The 19,849-nt window shown below is 70.4% G+C and carries 17 protein-coding genes; 13 read left to right on the forward strand and 4 right to left on the reverse strand.

The window, feature by feature from the left end:
- Positions 1-144: 144 nt before the first annotated feature.
- From DEW08_RS22735 to DEW08_RS22745, 3 genes are all read left to right on the forward strand, one after another.
- A complete protein-coding gene (locus tag DEW08_RS22735) occupies positions 145-1,395 on the forward strand; it encodes an ABC transporter permease (protein ID WP_109331601.1) in 1,251 nt (416 codons plus the stop codon).
- Positions 1,392-2,219: an ABC transporter permease gene (locus tag DEW08_RS22740; RefSeq protein WP_168220481.1), complete on the forward strand. Its 828-nt coding sequence runs from the start codon at positions 1,392-1,394 to the stop codon at positions 2,217-2,219. Before DEW08_RS22735 ends, DEW08_RS22740 begins: the two co-directional genes overlap by 4 nt.
- 149 nt (positions 2,220-2,368) lie before the next feature.
- Positions 2,369-4,057: a methyl-accepting chemotaxis protein gene (locus DEW08_RS22745; protein WP_109331602.1), complete on the forward strand. Its 1,689-nt coding sequence runs from the start codon at positions 2,369-2,371 to the stop codon at positions 4,055-4,057.
- A gap of 44 nt (positions 4,058-4,101) precedes the next feature.
- Here the strand turns inward: DEW08_RS22745 and DEW08_RS22750 are convergent, their stop codons facing one another.
- A complete protein-coding gene (locus DEW08_RS22750) occupies positions 4,102-4,668 on the reverse strand; it encodes a cupin domain-containing protein (protein ID WP_109331603.1) in 567 nt (188 codons plus the stop codon).
- A gap of 153 nt (positions 4,669-4,821) precedes the next feature.
- Here DEW08_RS22750 and DEW08_RS22755 point away from each other — a divergent pair, with 153 nt between their 5' ends.
- The 3 genes from DEW08_RS22755 to DEW08_RS22765 are packed head-to-tail and all read left to right on the forward strand — an operon-like array spanning position 4,822 to position 8,549.
- On the forward strand, positions 4,822-6,282 hold the full coding sequence (locus tag DEW08_RS22755) for an NAD-dependent succinate-semialdehyde dehydrogenase (RefSeq protein WP_181449474.1): 1,461 nt from the start codon (positions 4,822-4,824) through the stop codon (positions 6,280-6,282).
- A gap of 28 nt (positions 6,283-6,310) precedes the next feature.
- Entirely contained in the window at positions 6,311-7,597 is a 1,287-nt protein-coding gene (gabT, locus tag DEW08_RS22760; protein WP_109331604.1) for a 4-aminobutyrate--2-oxoglutarate transaminase, read from the forward strand.
- Between the two features lie 40 nt (positions 7,598-7,637).
- The gene (locus DEW08_RS22765; RefSeq protein WP_109331605.1) at positions 7,638-8,549 is read left to right on the forward strand and encodes a DMT family transporter; all 912 of its coding nucleotides are present in this window, start codon (positions 7,638-7,640) and stop codon (positions 8,547-8,549) included.
- 9 nt (positions 8,550-8,558) lie between these two features.
- On the opposite strand, the gene DEW08_RS22770 is transcribed toward DEW08_RS22765, so the two are convergent.
- Genes DEW08_RS22770 through DEW08_RS22780 form a run of 3 tightly spaced genes read right to left on the reverse strand, consistent with a single transcriptional unit; the run spans position 8,559 to position 11,366 of the window.
- Positions 8,559-8,927: a hypothetical protein gene (locus DEW08_RS22770; RefSeq protein WP_342760794.1), complete on the reverse strand. Its 369-nt coding sequence runs from the start codon at positions 8,925-8,927 to the stop codon at positions 8,559-8,561.
- A 19-nt stretch (positions 8,928-8,946) separates the two neighbouring features.
- Positions 8,947-10,260: a hypothetical protein gene (locus DEW08_RS22775; protein ID WP_109331614.1), complete on the reverse strand. Its 1,314-nt coding sequence runs from the start codon at positions 10,258-10,260 to the stop codon at positions 8,947-8,949.
- A gap of 2 nt (positions 10,261-10,262) precedes the next feature.
- Entirely contained in the window at positions 10,263-11,366 is a 1,104-nt protein-coding gene (locus DEW08_RS22780) for a hypothetical protein (protein ID WP_109331615.1), read from the reverse strand.
- A gap of 214 nt (positions 11,367-11,580) precedes the next feature.
- Between DEW08_RS22780 and DEW08_RS22785 the strand changes: the two genes are divergently transcribed.
- The 7 genes from DEW08_RS22785 (at position 11,581) to DEW08_RS22810 (ending at position 19,712) form a co-directional block, all read left to right on the forward strand.
- Entirely contained in the window at positions 11,581-13,077 is a 1,497-nt protein-coding gene (locus DEW08_RS22785; RefSeq protein ID WP_245986911.1) for an AsmA family protein, read from the forward strand.
- The gene (locus DEW08_RS32790) at positions 13,044-13,592 is read left to right on the forward strand and encodes an AsmA-like C-terminal region-containing protein (protein ID WP_245986912.1); all 549 of its coding nucleotides are present in this window, start codon (positions 13,044-13,046) and stop codon (positions 13,590-13,592) included. Before DEW08_RS22785 ends, DEW08_RS32790 begins: the two co-directional genes overlap by 34 nt.
- Positions 13,593-13,634: 42 nt before the next feature.
- On the forward strand, positions 13,635-15,413 hold the full coding sequence (locus tag DEW08_RS22790; RefSeq protein ID WP_109331621.1) for an SLC13 family permease: 1,779 nt from the start codon (positions 13,635-13,637) through the stop codon (positions 15,411-15,413).
- Positions 15,414-15,575: 162 nt separating this feature from the next.
- Positions 15,576-15,989 (forward strand): hypothetical protein, encoded by a 414-nt coding sequence (locus DEW08_RS22795; RefSeq protein ID WP_245986913.1) that lies wholly within the window; start codon positions 15,576-15,578, stop codon positions 15,987-15,989.
- Between the two features lie 77 nt (positions 15,990-16,066).
- A complete protein-coding gene (locus DEW08_RS22800; protein WP_109331627.1) occupies positions 16,067-16,378 on the forward strand; it encodes a PGPGW domain-containing protein in 312 nt (103 codons plus the stop codon).
- 380 nt (positions 16,379-16,758) lie between these two features.
- Entirely contained in the window at positions 16,759-17,934 is a 1,176-nt protein-coding gene (locus DEW08_RS22805) for an aminotransferase (protein WP_109331628.1), read from the forward strand.
- Between the two features lie 152 nt (positions 17,935-18,086).
- Positions 18,087-19,712 (forward strand): sensor histidine kinase, encoded by a 1,626-nt coding sequence (locus DEW08_RS22810; protein ID WP_109331630.1) that lies wholly within the window; start codon positions 18,087-18,089, stop codon positions 19,710-19,712.
- The last annotated feature ends 137 nt before the right edge of the window (positions 19,713-19,849 follow it).

Here is a 19,849-nt window from a genome sequence, read left to right on the forward strand (position 1 = left end):
AAGCCGACCTGCCGTCCCCGGCCGCCGCCTGCCGGGGACGGAACCGACATGGCGGCGAGGGGGGCTGACGGACAGTCCGCCGGCTCCCCCTCGCGCCGATCCCCTCTCCCGGGTGGAGAGGACGCTCCAACCGAGGGTCCGCCAATGACCGCCGCGTTCGTCGCCGGCGCCGACGTGCCGTTGAAGCGTCGCCTGAAACGGGCCGAACGGGCCCGGCAGCTGCGCGCGCTCGGCCTCGTGCTGCCGCTCCTGCTCTTCCTGCTGCTCACCTTCCTCGGCCCGATCGCCGGCATGCTCTGGCGCTCGGTGGACGACTGGGAGGTGCCGCAGGTCCTGCCCAAGACCGTCGAGGCGCTGGCCGGCTGGGACGGCAGGGATCTGCCGGGCGAGGCCGCCTTCGCCGCGCTGGCCGCCGACCTGCAGGTCGCCCGCGCCTCCGGCACCACCGCCATCGCGGCCAAGCGGCTGAACTACAGCGTCAACGGCTTCCGCACCATCCTCACCTCCACGGCGCGCAACCTGAAGACCATGCCGGAGCCGGGGCAGGCGCGGGCCTCGCTGGTCGCCGTCAACCCGGCCTGGGGCGAGCGGTCGACCTGGGTGGCGATCAAGGGGGCGAGCGGGCCGGTCACCGGCTTCTACCTGCTGGCCGCCCTCGACCTGACGCGCAACCTGGACGGCGCCATCGTCGCCGCCCCGGAGGACCAGGCGATCTACCGCGACGTCTTCGCCCGCACCTTCACCATCGGCCTCGGCGTCACCGCGCTGTGCCTGCTGCTGGGCTTTCCGGTCGCCTATCTGCTGGCCACCCTGCCCACCGGCCAGTCGAACCTGCTGATGATCTTCGTCCTGCTGCCCTTCTGGACGTCGCTGCTGGTGCGCACCTGCGCCTGGATCGTGCTGCTGCAGAGCGAGGGCATCGTGAACGGCGTCATGCAGTGGCTGGGCATCATCGATGCGCCGCTGCGGCTGATCTACAACCGGTTCGGCGTCTACATGGCGATGACCCATGTGCTGCTGCCCTTCATGATCCTGCCGCTCTACAGCGTCATGCGGTCGATCTCCCCGGCCTACATGCGGGCCGCCGCCTCGCTCGGCGCGCCGCCGGCGGTCGCCTTCCTGCGGATCTACCTGCCGCAGACCCTGCCGGGGATCGGCGCCGGCAGCCTGCTCGTCTTCATCCTGGCCATCGGCTACTACATCACCCCGGCGCTGGTCGGCGGTGCGGCCGACCAGATGATCAGCGCCTTCATCGCCTTCTACACCACGGAAACGGTCAACTGGGGCCTGGCGTCGGCGCTGGGAACGGTCCTGCTGTTCGCCACGCTGATCCTGGCGGTCGTCTACGGCAAGCTGGTCCACGGCCGGCAGAACACCGGAGGGCTCAAGAATTGAGCGACAACCACGCACCCCGCACCCTCAGCCAGCGCGCCGCCTGGAGCACCACGGTCGTCGCCGCCACCCTGGTCTTCATCTTCCTGATGGCGCCCATCCTGGCGATCGTGCCGTTGTCCTTCAGCTCCGGCGCCTACCTGACCTATCCGCTGCCGGGCCTGTCGCTGCGCTGGTACGAGGATTTCCTCACCTCGCCGCGCTGGATGATGTCGCTGAAGAACAGCGTCATCATCGGCGTGTCCTCCACCATCCTGTCGATGATCCTCGGCACGCTGGCCGCCCTCGGGCTCGCCCAGTGGAAGAGCCGGTGGAAGTCGCTGGTGCTGGCCGTGGTGCTGTCGCCCATGGTCGTGCCGGTGGTCATCACCGCGGTCGGCGTCTACTTCTTCTTCGCCCCGCTCGGGCTGACCGGCAACTATGCCGGCCTGATCCTGGCCCACACGGCGCTGTCCACCCCCTTCGTGGTCATCACCGTGTCGGCCACCCTGCAGGGCTTCGACATGACGCTGGCCCGCGCCGCCGCCTCGCTCGGCGCGCCGCCGCTGCTGGCCTTCCGCAAGGTGATCCTGCCGCTGATCCTGCCGGGCATGGCGTCGGGCGCGCTCTTCGCCTTCGCGACCAGCTTCGACGAGGTGGTGACCGTGCTGTTCCTCGCCGGGCCGGAGCAGCGCACCCTGCCGCGCGAGATGTTCAGCGGCATCCGCGAGAACATCAGCCCGACCATCACGGCGGTCGCGGTGATCCTCACCGTGATCTCGGTCATCCTTCTGTCGGTCGTCGAGGCGCTGCGCCGCCGCAACGAGCGGCTGAAGGGCGCCGCCTGACCGGCCGCCGGCCGGGGGCGCTTCCGGGGGCGCCGGCCGTCCCCGGCCCCCCGGCCCGACCCTGTCCGCATCCGAGAGACCGGCGGGCTTCCGTCGCCGGACCGCCCCGCCGTTGCCCGTCATCGCCGTGACCAGGGAGGCTCGTCGCCATGCGTTTCCCGACCTTGTCGATCCGCAGCAGGATCATCGGCGCCGCCGCCTGCATGATGCTGTTCGTCTGCGGCTTCGGCGCCTTCACGCTCGACCGGCTGGAGACGCTGAACGGCGCCGCCGAGACGATCCGCGGCAGCTCGCTCACCGGCGCGCAGGTGGCGGGCCAGCTCCTCGCCGCGGCGCAGAACTACCGCATCGCCGAGGCGGCCTACGCCCTGTCGACCAACGCCATGCAGGTCGGGCAGGTGGAGGCCGGCCACGCGGCGGTCGCCGGCGCCGTCCAGACGCTGCGCGATCAGGCCGGGCCGCTGTTCGGCAGCGGCCGGATGGCGGACCGGCTGGCGGCCTTCGACGCCGCCTGGACCGAGTACCGGCAGGTCAGCGACCGGGTGCGTAGTCTGGCGCGCGAGGGCAACAGCCAGTCGGCGGCCAGCGTCTTCAAGCGGCCGAGCGCCGTCGCCTTCGTCCGCGTGCAGGAGAGCCTGTCGGCCCTGGTGGACAGCGCGGTGACCGAGGCCGGCGAGATCGCCGACCACGGGGCCGCCGTCTACCGGCAGGCCCGCAGCCTCGTGCTGCTGGCGCTGGCGCTCTGCGCGCTGGGGGCGGTGGCGAGCGGCGTGCTGATGGTCCGCGGCATCTCCCGCCCGATCCTGCGGGTGGCCGGCGCGCTGGAACGGCTGGCCGCCCGCGACACCACGGTGACCTTCGACGACGGCGGGCGCCGGGACGAGATCGGCCGCATGGCCGCCGCCGCCCGCGTCTTCCGCGAGAGCATGCTGGAGACCGACCGGCTGCAGGCCGAGCAGGAGCGGCTGAAGGCCGCCGCCGCCGAGGAGCGGCGCCGGGAGCTCGACCGGCTCGCCGGCTCCTTCGAGGCGACGGTGATGGCGCTGGTGGAGACGCTCGCCTCCTCCACCGCCGGCATGGCCGCCGCCGCCGGCACCATGGCGTCCAGTGCGTCGGAGACGGCCGAGCATGCCGACGCGGTGTCCGCCGCGGCACAGATGGCCTCCGCCAGCGCCGACAGCGTCGCCGGCGCCACGGTGGAACTGTCCGCCTCCTTCGCCGAGATCGGCCGGCTGGTCTCCGACTCCGCCAGCATCGCCCGGGCCGCCAGCGGCGACGCCGAGCGCGGCAGCCAGGTGATGGGCGGCCTCGCCGCCGCGGCGCAGGAGATCGGCAAGGTGGTGGAGCTGATTTCCGGCATCGCCAGCCAGACCAACCTGCTGGCGCTGAACGCCACCATCGAGGCGGCGCGGGCAGGGGAGGCGGGCAAGGGCTTCGCCGTGGTCGCGGGCGAGGTCAAGCAGCTCGCCGCCCAGACCGGCAAGGCGACCGACGAGATCCAGGCGCGCATCGCCGAGATCCAGTCGGCCTCCGGCACGGCGGTCGCGGCGATCACCGCGGTCACCCGCACCATCGCCCGCATCAACGAGATTTCCGCCCAGATCTCCGCCGCCGTCGGCCAGCAGAGCGCCGCGGTGGACGAGATCGCCTCCAGCATCACCCACACGGCGGCCGGGACGCGCGACGTCTCGACCAACATCGCGGCGGTGACCGACGCGGCGGCGGCGGCGCGGCAGGCCTCGGTGACGATGGTGCGGTCGGCCGAATCGGTGTCCGGCGAGGCGTCGCGCATGCGGCGCGAGGTGTCGGGTTTCCTCGACGCCCTGCGGGCGGCCTGACGGGACCGGGCGGGGGAGGGCAGGCGATGCGCGCGACGGGCGGCTTACAGATAGGGCGGGGTGCAGGCGCTGATCAGCTCGCACTCCTCGTCGCCGATGTTGCGGAACCTGTGGGGGATGCGGCTGTCGAAGAGATAGGCGTCGCCCGGGCCCAGGATCTCCTTGCGGTCGCCCACCGTCAGCTCGATCCGGCCGCGGACGACGATGCCGCCCTCCTCCGATTCGTGCTGCAGCATGGTGCGGCCGGTGTCGGCGCCGGGGGCGTAGCGCTCGTGCAGGACCTGCAGGTTGCGGCCGCGCAGGTCGCCGACCTGACGGAAGGAGACCTGGCCGACGGTGCCCTTCAGCTCGTCAGCCAGCTCGATCAGGTCGCCGCTCTTGAAGAAGATCTGCTCGGGCGGCGGCAGGTCGTCGGAGGCGAAGAACTCCGCAAGGCTCATCGGGATGCCCTGCAGGACCTTGCGCAGGGAGGAGACCGACGGGCTGCAGCGGTTCTGCTCGATCAGCGAGATCGTGCCGTTCGTCACCCCGGCCCGCTGCGCCAGCGCCCGCTGGGACAGACCATGTTGTTCACGCACCTGCTTCAGCCGCGACCCGACGTCGAAATCCATCGCCCGACTCCTGATTTCCCGACCTAAGCCATACCGGATCCCTGTTCGCGCGTCACCAAAATCTCAACAGCTAAACAGTGGTTGTTTAATTTATTAAACATGGTACGCTCACCTCCACTGACCATTCCCCCCTTCTGCAATGGCGGACCGAACATGTTGTCGCTCAACGATCAGAGCCTTCTCCAGACCAACGGATACGTGAACGGAGCATGGCGCGGGGCTGCCTCCGGTCGCAGCTTCCCGGTGACCAACCCGGCCACCGGCGCCGTGATCGCCACGGTCGCCGACATGGGCGCCGAGGAAACGCGCGAGGCCATCCGGGCCGCCGCCGACGCCCTGCCGGCCTGGCGCGGCAGGACCGCCAAGGAGCGGGCGGCCATCCTGCGCCGCTGGTTCGAGCTGATCCTGGCGAACCAGGAGGATCTGGCCCAGCTCATGACGGCGGAGCAGGGCAAGCCCCTGACCGAGTCCCGCGGCGAGGTGGTCTACGGCGCCTCCTTCATCGAGTGGTTCGCGGAGGAGGCCAAGCGCGTCTACGGCGACGTGATCCCCAGCTTCGCGGCGAACAAGCGGCTCGTCGTGCTGAAGGAGCCGATCGGCGTCGTCGCGGCGATCACGCCCTGGAACTTCCCGCTCGCCATGATCACCCGCAAGGTGGCCCCGGCGATCGCCGCGGGCTGCACCGTCGTGGTGAAGCCGGCCGAGGACACGCCGCTGACCGCGCTGGCGCTGGCCGAGCTGGCCGGGCGCGCCGGCGTCCCGGCGGGCGTCCTCAACATCGTCATGGGCTCCGACCCCGTCGCCATCGGCGGCGAGCTGACCGGCAGCCCGATCGTCCGCAAGGTCAGCTTCACCGGCTCGACCGAGGTCGGCAAGATCCTGATGCGCCAGTCGGCCGACACGGTGAAGAAGGTGTCGCTGGAGCTCGGCGGCAACGCGCCCTTCATCGTGTTCGACGACGCCGACCTCGACGCGGCGGTGCAGGGGGCGCTGGCCTCCAAGTACCGCAACGCCGGCCAGACCTGCGTGTGCGCCAACCGGCTGCTCGTCCAGGCCAGCGTCTACGAGGCCTTCACCGCCAAGCTGGTCGAGGCGGTCAGCCGGTTCAAGGTCGGCAACGGCGCCGAGGCCGGCGTGACCCAGGGTCCGCTGATCAATCCGCAGGCGGTGGAGAAGGTGGAGGAGCTGCTGGGCGACGCGGTCGCCAAGGGCGCCCGGGTGGTGCTCGGCGGCAAGCGCCATGAACTCGGCGGCACCTTCTTCGAGCCGACGGTGGTCACCGGCCTGACGCCGGAGATGCGGGTGTCGCGCGAGGAGATCTTCGGCCCGGTCGCCCCGCTCTTCAAGTTCGAGACGGAGGACGACGCCGTCCGCATGGCCAACGACACCGAATACGGCCTCGCCGCCTACTTCTACAGCCGCGACATCGGCCGTGTCTGGCGCGTGGCGGAGAAGCTGGAATACGGCATCGTCGGCATCAACGAGGGCATCATCTCGACCGAGGTGGCGCCGTTCGGCGGCATGAAGGAGTCGGGCATCGGCCGCGAGGGCTCGAAGTACGGCATCGAGGATTTCCTGGAAATCAAATATCTCTGCGTCGGCCTCGGCGCCTGACGCGCAGCGCACAACGAAGGAAAGTGACATGAGCAACCAGTCGTTCGTTGCACGGCGCGAGGCCGCCGTGTCCCGGGGCATCTCCGCCGGCCTGCCGATCTACATCGACCGCGCCGAGAACGCCGAGATGTGGGACGTCGAGGGCCGCCGCTTCATCGATTTCGCCGGCGGCATCGCCGTGCTGAACACCGGCCATCGCCACCCCAAGGTGATGGAGGCGGTGAAGGCCCAGCTCGACCGCTTCACCCACACCTGCGCGATGGTCACCCCCTACGACTCCTTCGTGGAGCTGGCGGAGAAGCTGAACGCGCTGGTGCCCGGCCCGACCCCGAAGAAGACCGCCTTCTTCACCACCGGCGCCGAGGCGGTCGAGAACGCGGTGAAGATCGCCCGCGCCGCCACCGGCCGGCCGGCGGTGGTCGCCTTCTCCGGCGCCTTCCACGGCCGCACGCTGCTCGGCATGGCGCTGACCGGCAAGGTGGTGCCCTACAAGGTCGGCTTCGGTCCCTTCCCGGCCGAGGTCTACCATGTGCCGTTCCCCAACCCCTACCGCGACATCTCCGTCGCCGACAGCCTGAAGGCGCTCGACACCCTCTTCAAGTCGGATGTCGATCCGGCCCGCGTCGCCGCCATCATCGTCGAGCCGGTGCAGGGCGAGGGCGGCTTCAACATCGCCTCGCCGGAGTTCCTGCAGAAGCTGCGGGCGCTGTGCGACCAGCACGGCATCGTCTTCGTCGTCGACGAGATCCAGACCGGCTTCGCCCGCACCGGCAAGATGTTCGCCTTCGAGCATGCCGGGATCGAGCCGGACCTCGTCACCATGGCGAAGAGCCTGGCCGGCGGCTTCCCGCTGTCGGCGGTCACCGGCAAGGCGGCCCTGATGGACGCGCCGGTTCCGGGCGGCCTCGGCGGCACCTATGCCGGCAGCCCGCTGGCGACCACCGCCGCCCTGGCCGTCATCGAGGCCATCGAGGAGGAGAAGCTGGTCGAGCGCGCCCAGGCGCTGGGCGAGCGCATCGCCGGCCGCTTCCGGTCGATGGCGCAGCGCAACAGCCTGTCGGTGATCGGCGACGTCCGCAACCTCGGCGCCATGGTCGCCATGGAGCTGGTGAAGGACCGCGACAGCAAGGAGCCGGCCGCCGACCTGACCAAGGCGCTGGTCGCCAAGGCGGCGGAAAAGGGCCTGATCCTGCTGTCCTGCGGCACCTACGCCAACGTCATCCGCATCCTGGTGCCGCTGACCGCGTCCGACGCGGTGGTGGACGAGGGGCTGGACATCATCGAACGGTCTCTTGAGGAGCTGGTCGGCGCGTAATAGGCTCGCGCCTCCAGCAATTCAGAGTCCATATCGGAAAATGACCGCCTCCACCGCGACCGACAGCCGCCTCGGCATCCTCATGATGCTGCTGGGCATGTCCCTCTTCACCTTCAACGACGCGCTCGGCAAGTGGCTGGTCGCGGAGTACCCCGTGGGGATGCTGGTCGCGGTGCGCAGCCTGTTCGGCACTGCGATCCTCCTCCCGCTGATCTGGCGGGAGGGGCTGGCGGCGGTCTTCGCGGTGGGGCGTCTGAAGATGCACCTGCTGCGGGTCGTCTGCGTGACGGCGGATATCGGCTGCTTCTACTGGGCGGTCCGCTATCTGCCGCTCGCCGACGTGATGACGATCTACATGTCGGCGCCGCTGATCGTCACGGCGCTCTCGGTCCTCTTCCTCGGCGAGAAGGTCGGCTGGCGCCGCTGGGCGGCGGTGGTGGTCGGCTTCGTCGGGGTGGTCGTGGTGCTGAACCCGACCGGCACCTTCGACCCGCTGCCGTCGGCGATGGCGCTGCTCGGCGCGGTGATCTTCTCCGCCGGGCTGATCTTCACCCGCGTGCTGCGCGGGGCGGGCACCCTGTCGCTCGTCACCTACCAGACGCTGGGCGGCCTCGTGCTGGGCGGGGTGACGCTGCCGATGGCCTGGGTCGATCCCGGCTGGCTCGACTTCCTGCTCCTCGGCCTGCTCGGCGTCACCGCGCTGGCCGGCCATTCCGCCATCAACCGCTCGCTGCAGCTCAGCCCGGCCGCGGTGGTCGTTCCGTTCCAGTACGTCTCGATCGTCTGGGCGGTGGTGCTCGACCTGCTGGTCTGGGGGACGATGCCGACGGCGCGCATCGGGCTGGGCGCCGCGCTGATCATCGGCAGCGGCCTCTTCATCTTCTACCGCGAACAGCGTCTCAACCGTTCCGCGGCCACGCAGGCGAGCGCCGACCTGGGGGCCGCGGACTGAGCGGTCCGGTCACAGGGGGAAGAAGCGCGGCTCCAGCCGGATGGTGACCGGCTCGACCGGGCGCCAGCCGTAGCCGGCGATCACGCTGTTCGATTCGACGGGCTGGCGGCCCGGTCCCAGCGACCAAGTGATGTGGTTGGTCGAGCCGTCCGGCCGATCGGTGGTCCCGTCGATCTCGACGATCAGGGCCTGGACGCCCTCGCCGTCGTCCACGACACCGACGACGTCGCCCGCGGTGGCGGCCGGCAGGGGATGGCCCTCCGGCACATTGTACTCGCGCGTCACATGGTGGGCGATCAGCCGCTCGTACCGCGCGGGCACGAGGGTGAGCAGGCGCGCGCGCTCCTCCTCGGGCAGGGCCCAGCCGGTGTATCCCATGCGCATCCAGCCTCCTCCGTCAGCGCTTCCCGTCCCGCAGGATCTCGTCCATCACCTTATTGGCCTCGGCCGGCCCGGCGATCAACTCGATCATGCGGATCGCGCTGTAGCCCGAGCGCGAATTCGCCGCCGGGCCGCCGCCCAGCGCCTGCTGCGCCGCGTCCACCAGCGAGGAGGTCGCCTTCTGCGTCACCGCCTTCAGCTCGCCGCGCAGGCCGAGCGTATCGGCGATGACGCCGCACTTGCGCAGCGCCCGCGCCTGGTTCTCCGCCTGGACGAGCTGGTCGCGGTCGCCCGCTCCGCCGTCCAGCGCGCCGATGGCGCCGACGATGCCGGCGTCCGCCCCGTCCAGCACCTGGCTCCTCACCATCTCGTGGACGGAGCTGCGCACCTCCTTCAGCCGCTTGTCGAAGTCCTTGTTGCGGCTCTGCTCCATGGCGGCGCGGGTGGCCTCCAGGCTGGCCATCAGGTCGACCGCCAGATCGGCGACCGCCAGCCGGTCGGCGGAGCCCTGCGGCGCCGCCTTCAGCGTGCGCGACCGCTCCTCGATCTGCGTGACGACGGTGCCCGACAGCTGCAGGAACAGGTCGGCGCGGTCGGCCGACTTCTGGCCCAGGTCCATCGTCCACAGGGCGCCCAGCAGGTGCGACGGGTCGGCCATGCGCGACGCGGCGATCTGCACGAAGGGGCGCAGCGCCTCGGGCCGGCCGCGCGTGATGCGCCGCCCGATCTCCTGGATGTCCTCCAGATGGTCGGGGTGCAGCTTCGGCACCGGCTTGGGCGCCAGCACCTTCTTCAGGGCGCGGATCTCCGGCGCGATCGACAGGATCAGCGCGATGTCCGCCACCGCCTGCACGCGGCTCGGGTTCATCCGCAGCTCCAGCGCGTCGTCGAAGCGCCCGGCATCCGACGACTGGCCGGCGATGGCCTGCACCGTCGCCGCCGCCTCCGTCCAGAAGGCGTCCGCCGCCGCGTCGCGCTGCGGCCCGTCCTTCAGGGCGGGGGAGAAGCCCTTCAGCCGCTCCCGGCCGATCTGCGCCTCCACCAGGGGCCACAGCCGGTTCATCAGCGCCCGTTCCAGCGTGTTGAGCGGGGTCGGCGCCGTCCGGCTGAAGGGCAGGAACAGGTCCTCGAACGGCTCGCAGAACAGGCGCTTCAGCGTCGGCCGGCGGTGGACGCGCAGCTCGGCCAGCCGCGGCCGGATCGCCGCCATCGTCCGCTGCACGTCCGGATGCTCGTTCATCTGCTCCAGCAGCCCGACGATCTGCCGGAACTTCGTCTCCTCGATGTGGAGAAGCTGGTCGCCCAGAACGTGCAGGTCCTTCGGATCCATCGTCAGGCCGCCTTGGACTTGATGGTTTCGATGCGCATCACGAGATCGACGTCGAGCTGTCCGCTGCGCCAGTCGACATAGGCGCGGACGGTGCGGCGGTTGCTCACCTGCACCTTCTCCGCGGCCAGCGCCAGATCGGCATGCGTCTCGTTGCGCGGCAGCAGGGGGATGACGCGGAAGATCTCGTTCACCGCCATGTCCTGGTCGTGCCGCCCCTTGGTCAGCGCGTCGGCCCACAGCAGCATCAGGAACTCCCAGCCGTCGAGCAGCCAGGACAGCCGCGTCGCCGACTGGCGGACCAGCGGTCCCTTGCCGTCCCACTGGCGCAGCAGAAGCTCGAAGGACGACACCGCCTGGTCGAGCTGGCCCATGATGTTGCGGGCATGGTTCAGCGTATGCTCGGCCACCTCGGCGCAGAAGACGCCGATGGGAGCCGCCTCCGACACGTTGTCGGCCGCCCAGTCGGCCATGCTGTCGCGGAAGCCGCCGAGGTCGCGCATCAGGCGGCGCAGCCGCGCCGGCTTCGGCGAGGAGGCCATGCCGATCGGCTCCATGTAGACCGCCAGCTCGGCGATGCGGCCATAGAGCTCGGTCGGCTCCAGCGACAGCCGGTGGGCGGCCTTCAGCATCAGGTCGCGGGTCAGCTTCTGCCCCTGTTCCGAGGCGAGACCGGCGCGCAGGATCTCGGTCGATTCCAGGCCCACCGCCTTCAGCACCTCGACGATGAGCTGGAAGTTGATCAGCAGCCGCTGCTCGTCGTCGTCCTTCAGGGCGGCCTCCGCCGCCTCCACCGCCTGCGGGCCGGCGAGGCCGCAGCGCGCCGCCTCCATCACCGCCTTGCGGATGGTCTCCGGCGAGCAGCCCTCCGCCTTGGCGATCAGCTCGTGCAGCATGCGGTCGTGCACCGTCATGGGAAAGGCCAGCGGCAGCGACTTCCACGGCACGACATACATCCCGCGCCCTTCCGACAGGTTGGGGATCAGCACCTCGAGCTGGTCGCGGCTGTCCTTGCGCACCCGGGTCTGGGCCAGCACCGGCGTCGTGAAGGCGACGGAGGCGCCGCGCTCCTCGAATGTGGACGGGGCGAAGTTGGTGAGGGATCGCATGGTTCGCTTCGAGGATTGACCTGTCCGGCCGGATGGGACCCATCTGGCCATGGCAAACTGAATTTAGAGTTAAATCCAATCTATCGGCGCATCACGGATTCCGGAACCATGCAATCAACTCCTAAGGGTTAGTCCGGAGCCTCCCGGCCCCGCCACCCGTTGACTCCTGGTGACGGAGGGCGTCGGCTGTGGACGTGCAGGGAGGATGGGCGGCATGGCCGTGCTGAAGTGGATCGGTCTCGGGCTGCTGGGGCTGGTCGCCGTGACTGTGGCCGGGGTCGGCATCGCGCTGGCCGTGTTCGACTGGAACGACGCGCGCGGCTTCGTCGCGCGGCAGGCGTCCAAGGCGCTGAACCGGGAGGTCGCCATCGACGGCGACCTGAAGCTGCGGCTCGGCAATCCCATCCATATCCATGTGGAAGGCCTGCGGGTCGCCAACGTCCCCTGGAGCGACGAGAAGACCATGGCCGAACTGCGGGTGCTGGACGCCACCCTGCGCCCCTGGCCCCTGCTGCGCGGCGACTGGGAACTGCCGGAGTTGCGCCTCACCGGCCCGAAGCTGATCCTGGAGAGGAACCGGGAGGGCGAGGCCAACTGGACCTTCGGCCCGCCCGACCCCCGCAGGGAGGCGGCGAAGGAGGCGGCGACGCCGGACAAGCGCGGCGACATCCCGGTCATCGGCTCGCTGGTGATCGACGACGGGCGGGTCCGCTACCGCGACCCCGGCGCCGAGATCGACGTCGACAGCGCGCTCAACACCGCCACCGGCGGCAACGGCGAGGACCGGGTCAACCTGAACGGCAAGGGCGGCTTCGCCGGCAAGCCCTTCACCCTGACGGCGGAGGGCGGCTCGCTCTTCTACCTGCGCGACGACCCGAAGCCCTACCCGCTGAAGGTCGAGGCCGCCATCGGCAAGACCAAGGCCAGGATCGAGGGCTCCGTCGCCGAACCGGTGAAGCTGGAAGGCATCGACCTGTCTGTCGAGATGAGCGGCGACGATCTGGCCGAGATCTTTCCCATCGTCGGCATCCCGACGCCCAAGACCCGCCCCTACGCCATCAGCGGCCACCTGACCCGCGAGGAGCAGCGCTGGCGCTTCGAAGGCATGCACGGCCGGGTGGGCGAAAGCGACCTGTCCGGCCACCTGCAGGTCGACCTCGGCGGCGGCCGTCCGATGGTGACCGCCGACCTGACGTCGAAGCGTCTGGCCGCCCTCGACCTCGCCGGCTTCGTCGGCGCCTCGCCGCGCGGCACCGGCGACTATCCGACGCGCGGGCGCGACCGGGTCATCCCGGCGACGCCGATCCCGCTGGAGAAGCTGCGCACCACCGACATGGACGTCCGCTTCAAGGGGGAGAGGGTGGAGGCGCCCTTCGCCCCGCTCGACGCGCTCGACACCCGCATCCGGCTGGACAACGGGCGCATGACTCTCGATCCCCTGTCGCTCGGCATCGGCGGCGGCAGGATCGCCGGGACGGTGACGCTCGACGGCAGCCGCAGGACGCCGGCCATGCGGACCAACCTGGAGGTCCGCAAGCTCCAGCTCGCCCAGTTCTTCCGCGACACGCCCTTCGCCAGGGACATGGGCGGCACCGCCTCCGGCCGCATCCAGCTCGCCGGCGGCGGCGGCACGGTGGCCGACATCCTGGGCTCGGCCGACGGCAAGCTGGGGTGGCGGTGGACGGCGGACGCATCTCCAGCCTCGCGGTGAAGGGGCTGAAGACGAACATCCTGGAAACGCTGGGCGTCGTCCTGTCGGGCAGCCAGCCTCTGCCCTTCAACTGCCTCGTCGCCAACATGACCGTCGAGAACGGCGTGGCCAGGGCCGACGCGCTGGTGCTCGACACGCCGGAAACCCTGCTGACCGGCGAGGGCGGCATCAACCTGCGCACCGAGGCGCTGGACCTGCGGCTGGTCGGCCGCGCGAAGGAGGCGCAGGTGCTGGCCACCCATGTCCCGGTCCTGGTGCGCGGCACCCTCGGCAATCCCGACATCGGGGTCGATCCGACCGAATCGGCAGCCCGCGGCGCCGCCGCGGTGGCGCTGGGCGTGCTGCTGACTCCGCTGGCGGGCATCCTGCCCTTCCTCGACCCCGGCAGCGACGAGCAGCCCCATTGCGGCCGGCTCGTCGAGGACGCGCGGTCGCCGGACAAGGCGCCGGCCAACGGCAACGCGGCCGGCTCCGGCGGCGGGCAGAAAACGGCCCCCTCCGGCAGTGCCCGCTGATATGAACCCGGCAACGGCCGTCTCCACGACAATCGAGAGAGAATGACCCTCGACCAGATGTTCGCCTTCGGGATCATCGGCGCCGTGATCGCGCTGCTGATCTGGGACCGCCTGCGCTACGACCTCGTGGCCATGATCGCCCTTCTGGCGGCACTCGCCGCCGGGATCGTCAAACCCAAGGAGGCCTTCCAGGGCTTCTCGGACGACATCGTCATCATCGTGGGGTCCGCCCTGGTGGTCAGCGCCGCGGTCGGGCGGTCGGGCGTGGTGGAGGCGGCGATGCGCCCGCTGGCCGCCCGCATGCGCACCCCGGCTTCGCAGATCCTGGTGCTGACCGGGGCCGTCACGCTGCTGTCGGCGGTGGTGAAGAACATCGGGGCGCTGGCGATCTTCATCCCCATCGCCATGCAGATCGCCCGGCGCAACGGCACCTCGGTCTCCTGCCTGCTGATGCCGATGGCCTTCGGGTCGCTGCTCGGCGGGCTGATGACGCTGGTCGGCACCTCGCCCAACATCATCGTGTCGCGCCTGCGCGGCGAGATGATGGGCGAACCCTTCGGCATGTTCGACTTCACGCCGGTCGGGCTGGCCATCGCGGTTGCCGGCGTCGCCTTCCTCGCCCTCGGCTACCGGCTGCTGCCCTCGGGCCGCAAGGCGGCGGAGAGCCGGCCGGCCTTCTCCATCGACGACTACACGGCGGAGGTGCGGCTGCCCCCCACCTCCCCCTTCGTCAACCGGACCGTCGCCGACCTGGAGGCCTATGGCGAGGGGGAGGTGACGATCGCCGCCATCGTGCGCGAGAACAACCGCCGCTATGTCCCGTCCGGCCACTGGGTGCTCTACGAGAACGACATCCTGGTGCTGGAGGCCGACACCCAGGCGCTGGCCGACCTGGTGAAGCATGCCGGTCTGCAGCTCATGCACGAGAAGGACCTGGAGGGCGTCACCAGCGAGGAGGACATCACCGTCATCGAGGCGGTGGTGGAGCAACGCTCGCCGCTCATCGGCAACCATGTCGAGGAGATGTCGCTGCGCGAGCGGTTCGGCGTCAACCTGCTGGCGCTCAGCCGCCGCGGCCGGCCGGTGCGCCAGCGCCTGCGCCGGGTCCGCTTCCAGTTCGGCGACCTCGTGGTGCTGCAGGCGCGCAGCGCCGGGCTCAGCGACACCCTGCGCGCGCTCGGCTGCCTGCCGCTGGCGGAACGCGACCTCGCCATCGGCCGCACGCAGAAGCGCACGGCGGCGCTCGCCGTGCTCGGCATCACCATCGCGCTGGTCGCCACCAGCCTCGTCCCGGTCGCCATCGCCTTCTTCGGGGCGGCGGTCGCCATGACCGCGCTGCGGGTCATCACCGTGAAGGATGCTTACGACGCCATCGAATGGCCGATCCTGATCCTGCTGGGGGCGCTGATCCCGGTCAGCGAATCGCTGCGCACCACCGGCGGGACGGAACTGATCGCCGGCTGGCTGTCGCAGGTGGCGCAGGGGCTGCCGCCGGTCGGCGCGCTGGCCCTGATCCTGGTGGCGGCGATGGCGGTGACGCCCTTCCTGAACAATGCCGCCACCGTGCTGGTGATGGCGCCGATCGGCGCCAGCATGGCCGAGCATCTGGGGCTGCGGCCGGACGCCTTCCTGATGGCGGTGGCGGTCGGCGCGGGCTGCGACTTCCTCACCCCCATCGGGCACCAGTGCAACACGCTGGTGATGGGGCCGGGCGGCTACCGCTTCGGCGACTACTGGCGGCTGGGCCTGCCGCTGTCGATCCTGGTGATCGTGCTGGGCACCGGGGCGATCGCGCTGTTCTGGCCGCTCGTCCCGCGCTGATTCCCGGAGTCCGGGCGGGGGAATAGGATGGCCTGTACGCTTGTCTGGTTCCGTCCCCCGCCATGCTGGTGTAGCCTTTGCCTGGACGGGGAAATCCGGACGGGGGAGGCGGGCATGACGGTGTGGCGCCGGTATCTCGTAAAGGACGCTTCCGGACGGCTCGTGGAACTGCCGAGCCGCCAGTTCGACCATGCCGACGACGGCACCGCGCCGCTGCCCGGCTTCGCGGGGCGCTGCGTCGAGATGGTCTCCGCCATCCTGGTGGGCGGACGGGGGGACGCGCCGCAGGTGGCGGAGGTCTCCTTCACCAAGCTCTATTTCGACGAGTCCGGCTTCGTCGACGCCGCCAAGCGCGAACGGATGATCCGCCTGATGCTGGAGAGCTGCGCCGACCGGATCTGCCGCCGGGCGCCGGCGGCGCGGCCGGACTGCGCCACGCTGTCCCGCCGGGCCGGCGCGGCCCGCGACCAGCTGATGCGCGAGTTCGCCTGGAACCCGCAGCCGGCGGAGCTCAACGCGGTATTCCGTCAGTTGGATGCCGAACGGCCGGGGGCCGCGGGTCCCACCGTCCACTGACGGCCGACCCCTCTGGTCGCGCGGCGGCCTCGCCACCATATGCGAGGTCCAGTCGGTGACGGAGGATTGTGGTTCCGATGTTCTTTTCCGGAGGCTCGCCCAGGACCGGTCGGTTCGACGACCGGGACACCGTCCGCGCCCCCTCGCTCGGCCGGCTGCGCCAGCTGGCGCTGATCGGCATGGGATGGACCATCATCGTGCTCGGCATCCTGATCGCTCCGCTGCCCGGGCCGGGCGGCCTTCCGGTGATCGCGCTCGGCGGGGTGCTTCTCCTGCGCAATTCGGCCGATGCGCGGCGCGGCTTCGTGCGGCTGAAGCGGCGCTACCCCCGCATGTTCGGCCCGGTCGAACGCCTGCGCCAGCGCCTGCGCAACCGCCGAAAGGCCTGACCGGGGACCGGCGCCCCCGCCCTTTTTTGCGCTCCTGTTGCCGGTCCGCCGGGCTCCGGCTAGTCTGAGGCCGTCTCCTCCCGAACCACGCCTGCCGTGACCGCCGCCCGCCGGGGCGGAGGGTCGGGCCTGTGCCGGCCGGGTGCCGGATTGTGCATCCCCTGCACGACGGACGTGTACGAACGGGTTTGGCAAGCCGTTGATCCGGAACGGGAAACAGGCGGATTGTGCATTGTGCGGGAAAAGAGTTCCGCACAACGCGCACCGTGCCGCCCGGCGGGGTGGTTCCGTCTCCGCCGGACGGTCGTCCTGCACTGGCTCTGGACAGGCGGCGGCGCGCCGGACCATCCTGTCGGCCGTCCTGCGGTTGGGAGGCAACGGTGAAGTCGGGCAACGCGATCCTGTCGAGCTATGGAACCACGATTTTCGAGGTGATGTCCCGCCTGTCGGAGGAGCATGGCGCCATCAACCTCGGCCAGGGCTTCCCCGACGACCGTGGTCCGGCCGACGTGCTGGAGGCGGCGTCCAGGGCCCTGCTGGAGGGGTGGAACCAGTACCCCTCGATGATGGGCACGCCGGAGCTGCGGCAGGCGCTGGCCGGCCATGCCAAGCGCTTCTACGGTCTGGACGTCGACTGGAAGACCGAGACGATGGTGACCTCCGGCGCGACCGAGGCGCTGACCGCCTGCCTGCTCGGCCTGATCGATCCGGGCGACGAGGTGGTGCTGTTCCAGCCGATGTACGACAGCTACCTGCCGATCATCCGGCTGGCCGGCGGCGTCCCGCGCTACGTCTCGCTGAAGGCGCCGGACTGGAGCTTCACCCGCGCCGATCTGGAGGCGGCCTTCTCGCCGAAGACCAAGCTGGTGGTCATCAACGACCCGCTGAACCCGGCGGCCAAGGTCTTCTCCCGCGGGGAGCTGGACCTGATCGCCGAGTTCATGCTGCGCTTCGACACGCTGGCGGTATGCGACGAGGTGTACGAGCATCTCGTCTACGACGGCCGGCGGCACATCCCGCTGATGACCCTGCCGGGCCTGCGCGACCGTTGCCTGAAGATCGGCTCGGCCGGCAAGACCTTCTCGCTGACCGGCTGGAAGGTCGGCTACGTCACGGCGGCGCCGCACCTGCTGCAGCCGGTCGCCAAGGCCCACCAGTTCCTCACCTTCACCACCCCGCCGAACCTCCAGGCGGCCGTGGCCTACGGCCTCGGCAAGGACGAGGGCTATTTCGCCGATCTCGCGAACGGGCTGCAGGCCAAGCGCGACCGGCTGTCGGCCGGGCTGCGCTCGGTCGGGTTCGACGTGCTGCCGGGGGCGGGGACCTACTTCGTCGTCGCGGACATCGCGTCCCTCGCGGCCGCGGCCGGCTTCGACGGCGACGACCAGGAGTTCTGCCGCTGGATGACCGCCGAGGCGGGCGTGACGGCCATCCCGGTCAGCGCCTTCTTCGTGGAGAACGCGCCGCAAACCTGTATCCGCTTCTGCTTCTCCAAGAAAGACCAAGTGCTCGACGAGGCCATCGCTAGGTTGCGGAGGCGCTTTGCCAAGGGGTGACGAAGACAATCCTACGTAGACGGCACAATGGAGGTGAAAACAGTTTACGGCGTTAACGGAATCGCCAGGAATTCCGTTTAGCGTCCTTACCATAGCGGGTCGAACCGACCGGTCTTCCGACCGGGGGCGGCCCGCCGGGCAGGACGCGCATCATGGTGGTTCCGGTTACCTTCCGGTGGGGCATCTTCGTTTCGAGCCTGGTCGCCCTGCTGGCCGTGTGGGGCGGCCATGCCCAGATGAGCCGGGCCGTCTACGACCGGCAGCTCCGCGAATCGGTCTCCTCGGCCGAAACGGCGGCGCGGGCCTTCGAGCGCAGCACCCACCGCACGCTCCACGAGATCGACGTCACGCTCCACAACCTCGCCCTGCGGTACGGCGAGCAGGGCGTCCAGGGCGCCCGCCGGCTGATCGAGCAGGGGCTGTACGACCCCAACCTGATCCACCACTTCGCCTTCTTCGACTCGGACGGCGATCTCGTCTTCCGCAACGAGGGGCAGGATACGGTCACCTGCGTCGCCGACCAGCCCTTCTTCGCCTTCCACAAGGGCGTGGGACAGAGCCTGATGTATGCCGGCCAGCCCTTCGCCGGCTCCACCACCGGCCAGCCGCTGCTGCGCTTCAGCCGGCGGATCGAGTCGCCGGACGGGGGCTTCGCCGGGGTGGTCGTCGCCAACGCCGACCCTGACGAACTGTCGGACGTCTACAGCCAGGCGCTGGTCGGGCCGCGCGGCTCGGTGATCCTGGCCGGGCTCGACCGGATGGTGCGGGTGCAGGCCGGCGGGGCCGGCAGGCAGGCGATCGGGACCGTCATGCCCGAGTCGCCGCTGTGGGAGGCGATCGGCACCGCCATCACCGGCGTCGTCTGGCAGACCGATGCGGCCGACGGCAGGCGCCGGGTCTATGCCTACCGGACCGTGCAGGGGTACCCGCTGATCGTGATGGTCGGGGTGGCGCTGGAGGACATCCAGGCGGCGGTCTCCGGCCTGCACCGCCATCTCCTGATCATCGCCCTGCTGCTGACCCTCTCCATCCTGACCGTCGCCGGCTTCCTGCTGGCCCAGCACCGCAACGCCCGCAGGCTGGAGGAGGCGCTGGCGGTCAACCGCGACTTCCTCGCCCGCGTCAGCCACGAGCTGCGCACCCCGCTGAACGCCATCCTCGGCTTCTCGGAGGTGATCCGCGACCGGCTGCTGGGGCCGCGGGCCGACGGGCGCTATGCCGACTATGCCGCGGACATCCACGAGTCGGGGCGGCATCTGCTGGCCCTGATCGACGACATCCTCGACCTGTCCCGCCTGCAGGCCGGCCGCATGACCCTGCAGATCGAACCGGTCGACCTGCGCTCGGCGGTGGAGTGGGTCATGCGCATCATCGCCGTGCAGGCGGAGCAGAAGGACATCCGCCTGTTCTGCGAGCTTCCGGCGGACCTGCGGACCATCCGCGCCGACGACCGGGCGGTGAAGCAGATGCTGCTGAACCTCCTCCACAACGCGGTCAAGTTCACGCCGCGCGGCGGCTCGATCCGGGTGGCCGCGGAACGGCAGGGCGGGACCTGCGTCCTGCGCATCGCCGACACCGGCATCGGCATGACGCCGGAACAGCTCCGCCAGGCGGTCATCCCGCTCGGCCAGGCGTCGGCCCAGACCAGGCAGGACGGGCAGGGGACCGGCCTCGGCCTCTCCATCGTCAAGTCGCTGATGGAGGCGCAGGGCGGACGCATGCACATCGACAGCCGTCCGGGCGAAGGCAGCCAGATCACGCTGGAATTCGTCGGCTGACCGGTCGGGCGTCGAGTCGCAGGGCCGTAAACCCATGGCGAATTCCCGACCGGTTGGGCATACTCCGCGCCGGTTTTGCATAGGCCCGGTCCGGCACCCTCGTGCCGGGAGGCCGGGCCGTGGACATTGAGGCCTCC

The organism is Azospirillum thermophilum (genome assembly GCF_003130795.1).
GTDB lineage: Bacteria > Pseudomonadota > Alphaproteobacteria > Azospirillales > Azospirillaceae > Azospirillum > Azospirillum thermophilum.

Excerpts from the sequence above, each read along its gene's own strand:
- DEW08_RS22770 (WP_342760794.1), bottom strand. The coding sequence starts at position 8,927 with ATGGGATACACCGGCTGGGCCCTGCCCGAGGAGGAGCGCGCGCGCCTG.
- DEW08_RS22775 (WP_109331614.1), bottom strand. The coding sequence starts at position 10,260 with ATGGATCCGAAGGACCTGCACGTTCTGGGCGACCAGCTTCTCCACATC.
- gabT (WP_109331604.1), top strand. The coding sequence starts at position 6,311 with ATGAGCAACCAGTCGTTCGTTGCACGGCGCGAGGCCGCCGTGTCCCGG.
- DEW08_RS22735 (WP_109331601.1), top strand. The coding sequence starts at position 145 with ATGACCGCCGCGTTCGTCGCCGGCGCCGACGTGCCGTTGAAGCGTCGC.
- DEW08_RS22810 (WP_109331630.1), top strand. The coding sequence starts at position 18,087 with ATGGTGGTTCCGGTTACCTTCCGGTGGGGCATCTTCGTTTCGAGCCTG.
- DEW08_RS22765 (WP_109331605.1), top strand. The coding sequence starts at position 7,638 with ATGACCGCCTCCACCGCGACCGACAGCCGCCTCGGCATCCTCATGATG.
- DEW08_RS22785 (WP_245986911.1), top strand. The coding sequence starts at position 11,581 with ATGGCCGTGCTGAAGTGGATCGGTCTCGGGCTGCTGGGGCTGGTCGCC.
- DEW08_RS22790 (WP_109331621.1), top strand. The coding sequence starts at position 13,635 with ATGACCCTCGACCAGATGTTCGCCTTCGGGATCATCGGCGCCGTGATC.
- DEW08_RS22750 (WP_109331603.1), bottom strand. The coding sequence starts at position 4,668 with ATGGATTTCGACGTCGGGTCGCGGCTGAAGCAGGTGCGTGAACAACAT.
- DEW08_RS22755 (WP_181449474.1), top strand. The coding sequence starts at position 4,822 with ATGTTGTCGCTCAACGATCAGAGCCTTCTCCAGACCAACGGATACGTG.
- DEW08_RS22745 (WP_109331602.1), top strand. The coding sequence starts at position 2,369 with ATGCGTTTCCCGACCTTGTCGATCCGCAGCAGGATCATCGGCGCCGCC.
- DEW08_RS22780 (WP_109331615.1), bottom strand. The coding sequence starts at position 11,366 with ATGCGATCCCTCACCAACTTCGCCCCGTCCACATTCGAGGAGCGCGGC.
- DEW08_RS22800 (WP_109331627.1), top strand. The coding sequence starts at position 16,067 with ATGTTCTTTTCCGGAGGCTCGCCCAGGACCGGTCGGTTCGACGACCGG.